Source organism: Oryzihumus sp., assembly GCF_036391795.1.
Lineage (GTDB): Bacteria > Actinomycetota > Actinomycetes > Actinomycetales > Dermatophilaceae > Oryzihumus.
In genome coordinates this window covers 1-4,934 of the sequence record NZ_DASVZH010000026.1, presented here as the reverse complement: position 1 = coordinate 4,934, position 4,934 = coordinate 1, and the positions used below count along the sequence as shown (strand labels likewise).

Genomic DNA, 4,934 nt, shown 5'->3' with positions numbered 1-4,934 from the left:
CGACCGCCCGGAGCCCCCGGCCGACCAGCCGGCACCTTCGCGCGAGCCGGCGCCGGCCGCTGCTGCGTCGCAGCGCTCTGCCCCCGAGCGCCCTGGGTCCGAGCAGTCTGGGTCCGAGCGTCCCGCCGCCGACCGGTCAGTGGGGGAGCGCCCTGGGGCCGAGCGCCCGGTGGCCGAGCGACCGGCCGTGGAGCAGGCCGCCGAGGCCCCCGCACCGGTGGCCTCGATGCCGATGCCGGGCGGCGTCGACACCGACGCGATCCGCCGGTCGTGGCCCGATGTGCTCGCCAAGATCTTCTCCATCAAGCGCACGACGTGGACGTTCCTGTCCGAGCACGCCCAGGTCCTCGACTACGACGGCCAGCGCCTGCTGCTCGGCATCTCCACCATCGGCCTGGCCAACACCTTCCGGCGCGGCCAGCACGCCGAGCTGGTGCGCCAGGCGCTGGTCGAGGTGCTCGGCGTCAACGCGGTCGTCGAGGGCATCCCCACCCCCGAAGGGGCACCGGCTCCCGGTGTCTCCGGTGGCTCGTCGTCGGCGTCCGCAGGCCCGGCCGCCTCCTCGCCCGCCCAGGCCGCACCCGCCCGTCAGGCGTCGGGCTCCGGCGGCTGGGATGAGCCCTCCGGCCCGTCCCGTTCGGCCCGCGACGACGCCGGCATCGCGCCCGGTCGCGGCGAGGACTCCGGCGAGGGCTGGGACACCAGCGCGCCGCCCCCGGACTGGGCCAGCGTCCCGTCGGCCTCGGGCGGCTCCGCTGCCGAGTTCTCCTCGCCCGACCCGGCTCCCGAGCCCACCCCGATCGCCACGGTCAGCCCGATGCAGCGAGCCCGGGAGGCCGTGGCACGCGAGGCGGGCACCCGGCATACCTCTGCGGTGGAGCCGGCCGACGACAGCGCGGCCAGCGCTGACGACGAGGACATCGCCGACATCGGCGGGGTCGGCCTGCCGGTGATCCAGAGCGTGCTCGGGGGGACGGTCATCGGGGAGTTCGACCAGTAGCCTGCTGCTGCAACAGGTCCGTGTCGTCGGGCGTGCCGCGACGAGAAGAGGTCGAATGCTCTACCCGGTGACCCGGTTCGTGCTGGTCCCGCTGGCACACGCCATCTACCGCCCCCGCGTCATCGGCAAGGCCAACGTCCCCAGGCGCGGCGCCGTCATCCTCGCCAGCAACCACCTGTCCTTCATCGACAGCGTCGTGATCCCGCTGACGGCGCCGCGGCGCGTCGTGTTCCTGGCCAAGGCGGAGTACTTCACCGGCACCGGCATCCGCGGGGCGCTCACCCGGGCATGGTTCAACGCGCTGGGCATGATCCCCGTCGAGCGGGACGACACCCGCGCGGCGCAGGACTCCCTGGACGCGGCGCTCGAGGTGCTCCGCCAGGGCGAGGCGTTCGGCATCTACCCCGAGGGCACCCGCTCGCGTGACGGCCGGCTCTACCGCGGCCGCACCGGCGTGGCCTGGCTCGCACTGACCGCCGGGGTGCCGGTCGTGCCGGTGGCGCTGGAGGGGACCCAGCGGCTGCAGCCGGTCGGCTCGCGCCTGCCCCGACCGGTCCGGGTCACCGTGAAGTTCGGGGAGCCGATGTCCTTCGCCGACCGCTACGCCGGCGTCCCGCAGGGCAGGGCCCGCCGCGAGGTCACCGACGAGATCATGGCCGCGATCCACGCGCTGTCCGGGCAGGAGCTCGCCGGCACCTACAACGAGCGCCCGGCCGCCCCCACGTCCTGACTTCGGGGTCGCGACGCCGCGCAGGCGGGCCGCATCCGCCCGGGTGTCCGTGACCCCTGCGTGACGGCGAGGGCATAGGCTCACGGTGTGTACGAAGGCGTGGTCCAAGACCTGATCGACGAGCTCGGCCGGCTGCCCGGCGTGGGCCCCAAGAGCGCGCAGCGCATCGCCTTCCACCTGCTCCAGGCCGACCCGGCCGACGTCACCCGGCTGGTGAGCGCGCTGACCGAGGTCAAGGCCAAGGTCTGCTTCTGCGTCACCTGCGGCAACATCGCCCAGGCCGAGGAGTGCCGCATCTGCGCCGACCCCCGGCGCGACCCCGCGCTGATCTGCGTGGTGGAGGAGCCGAAGGACGTCGTGGCGATCGAGCGCACGCGCGAGTTCCGGGGCCGCTACCACGTGCTCGGCGGCGCGATCAGCCCGATCGAGGGCGTCGGCCCCGACGACCTGCGGATCCGGGAGCTCATGACCCGCCTCGCCAGCGGCGAGGTCACCGAGATCATCATCGCCACCGACCCCAACCTCGAGGGGGAGGCCACCGCGACCTACCTCGCGCGGCTGCTGCGCCCGATGGGGCTGCGGGTCACCCGGCTCGCCTCGGGCCTGCCGGTGGGTGGCGACCTGGAGTACGCCGACGAGGTCACCCTGGGCCGGGCGTTCGAGGGCAGGAGGCTGCTGGATGTCTGACGAGCTCACCCTTCTCAGCGAGGAGACCGCCCGGGACGCCCGCAGCTACCTGGCTGCCGTCACCGAGGTCGCCTCCGGCAGCTCCCCGGAGACCGCGATCCCCGTGCTGCTGCTCGCCGTCTCGCAGGTCTCGCTGGCCGGCGCCCGGCTCGGCGCGATCACCGACGTCGTGCCCGAGGACCGGTTCGAGGCCGACCCCGGCCCCGAGGCCGACGTCGACCCGCTGCGTCAGGGCCTGGCCAACCTGTTGGAGGGCCTGGACGAGTACGCCCACCTCGTCGACCCGCTGGTCAGCCTCGAGGTGGCCACGGGCTCGCTGAGCAACGACCTCAGCGAGATCGCCTCGGCATTGGCCCACGGCCTGCAGCACATCGAGGCGGGCCGGGTCACCGAGGCCCTGTGGTGGTGGCAGTTCAGCTACCTGTCCTCCTGGGGCGACAGCGCGACCCGTGCGCTGCGGGTCCTGCACACCGTGCTGCGGCACGTGCGGCTCGACGCCGACGAAGAGACCGTCGCCGACGCCGAGTTCGACGCGCTCCACCCCTGACCCGATCGGCGGCCCACCGGAGGTTGTGGGGTGCCGGGGCGTGGTCACCGGAGGGTTTCCCGCCCGGTGGTCGGCTGGGAGCAGGAGGTGCCGGCACGGCATACCGGGCAGTCTCGGAATCCGGCCACCGGCCATCCCCGAGGGTGCGACGGATAAACTGGCCGCTCCGCCAGCACGACCAACCGGAGTTCCTCTTGAGCTTGATCGTCCAGAAGTACGGCGGTTCGTCCCTGGCTGATGCCGAGAGCATCAAGCGCGTCGCGCGGCGGATCGTCGAGACCCGCCGCGCCGGCAACGAGGTCTGCGTCGTGGTCTCCGCGATGGGTGACACCACCGACGAGCTGCTCGACCTTGCCGAGGAGGTCAGCCCGCTGCCGCCCGGCCGCGAGATGGACATGCTCCTCACCGCAGGCGAGCGCATCTCGATGGCCCTGGTCGCGATGGCGATCGCCAACCTCGGCCACCAGGCCCGCTCGTTCACCGGCTCGCAGGCCGGCGTCATCACCGACTCCACGCACGGCAAGGCGCGGATCATCGACGTGACGCCCGGGCGCATCCGTGCCGCCCTCGCCGAGGGGCACGTGGCGATCGTGGCCGGCTTCCAGGGCGTGAGCCAGGACAGCAAGGACATCACGACCCTGGGCCGCGGCGGCTCCGACACCACGGCGGTGGCCCTGGCGGCCGCGCTCGAGGCCGACGTCTGCGAGATCTACACCGACGTCGACGGCGTGTTCACCGCCGACCCGCGCATCGTCCCCGCCGCCCGCAAGATCGACCGGCTCTCCAACGAGGAGATGCTGGAGATGGCCGCGTCGGGCGCCAAGATCCTGCACCTGCGGTGCGTCGAGTACGCCCGCCGCTTCGGCATGCCGATCCACGTAAGGTCCTCGTTCTCCTACCGCGAGGGCACGTGGATCATCGACCCGGAAGAAGGAGTATCCGTGGAAGCCCCGATCATCGCCGGCGTCGCGCACGACCGCAGCGAGGCCAAGATCACCGTCGTGGGGGTGCCGGACCACCCGGGCAAGGCGGCCGAGATCTTCCAGGCGTGCGCCAAGGCCGGCGTCAACATCGACATGATCGTGCAGAACGTCTCCGCCGTGGAGACCGGTCTGACCGACATCTCCTTCACGCTGCCCAAGACCGACGGCCAGCACGGGGTGCAGGCGCTCAAGGCGGTCCAGGAGTCGGTGGGGTTCGCGTCGCTGCAGTACGACGACCACATCGGCAAGCTTTCGCTCGTCGGTGCCGGCATGCGCTCCCACCCGGGCGTGTCAGCCACGTTCTTCCAGGCGCTCGCCGACGCGGGCGTCAACATCGAGATGATCTCCACCTCGGAGATCCGCATCTCGGTCGTCACCCGTGACGACCAGCTCGACGACGCCGTGCGCGCGGTGCACACGGCGTTCGGCCTCGACTCCGCCGAGGGTGAGGCCGTGGTCTACGGAGGTACTGGACGATGAACACCCGCAAGCCCACCCTGGCCGTCGTCGGCGCCACCGGTGCCGTCGGCTCGGTGATGCTGCAGATCCTGTCCCAGCGCCAGGACGTCTGGGGCGAGATCCGCCTCGTCGCCTCGGCCCGCTCGGCCGGCAAGGTGCTGCAGGTCCGGGGCCAGGACGTCGTCGTCCAGGAGCTGACCCCCGAGGTCTTCGACGGCGTCGACGTGGCCATGTTCGACGTGCCCGACGAGGTGTCGGCGCAGTGGGCGCCGATCGCCGTCGAGCGCGGCGCGGTCGCGGTCGACAACTCCGGGGCGTTCCGCATGGACCCCGAGGTGCCGCTCGTGGTGCCCGAGGTCAACCCCGCCCAGGTCCGCAACCGGCCCAAGGGGATCATCAGCAACCCCAACTGCACGACCCTGACGATGATGGACGCCCTCGGCGCGCTCCACGCCGGCTGGGAGCTCAAGGAGCTCGTCGTCGCCTCCTACCAGGCGGCCTCGGGCGCCGGGCAGCCCGGCGTCGACC

Annotated in this window: 6 protein-coding genes; all 6 read left to right on the top strand. The window is 72.6% G+C overall.

Annotation, left to right across the window (positions count from 1 at the left end):
- Positions 1–169 precede the first annotated feature (169 nt).
- Positions 170–1,000, top strand: coding sequence for a hypothetical protein (locus tag VF825_RS01120; protein WP_331109238.1), 831 nt, complete (start codon positions 170–172; stop codon positions 998–1,000).
- 55 nt (positions 1,001–1,055) lie between these two features.
- Entirely contained in the window at positions 1,056–1,730 is a 675-nt protein-coding gene (locus tag VF825_RS01115) for a lysophospholipid acyltransferase family protein (protein WP_331109236.1), read from the top strand.
- Positions 1,731–1,817: 87 nt separating this feature from the next.
- Entirely contained in the window at positions 1,818–2,417 is a 600-nt protein-coding gene (gene recR / locus VF825_RS01110; protein ID WP_331109234.1) for a recombination mediator RecR, read from the top strand.
- Positions 2,410–2,964, top strand: a complete 555-nt coding sequence (locus tag VF825_RS01105) for a DUF5063 domain-containing protein (RefSeq protein WP_331109232.1) — start codon at positions 2,410–2,412, stop codon at positions 2,962–2,964. The genes recR and VF825_RS01105 overlap by 8 nt, the downstream gene beginning before the upstream one ends.
- A 194-nt stretch (positions 2,965–3,158) precedes the next feature.
- On the top strand, positions 3,159–4,427 hold the full coding sequence (locus VF825_RS01100; protein ID WP_331109230.1) for an aspartate kinase: 1,269 nt from the start codon (positions 3,159–3,161) through the stop codon (positions 4,425–4,427).
- On the top strand, positions 4,424–4,934 hold a 511-nt coding region (locus VF825_RS01095), incomplete at its 3' end, for an aspartate-semialdehyde dehydrogenase (protein WP_414695738.1). The genes VF825_RS01100 and VF825_RS01095, both read left to right, overlap by 4 nt.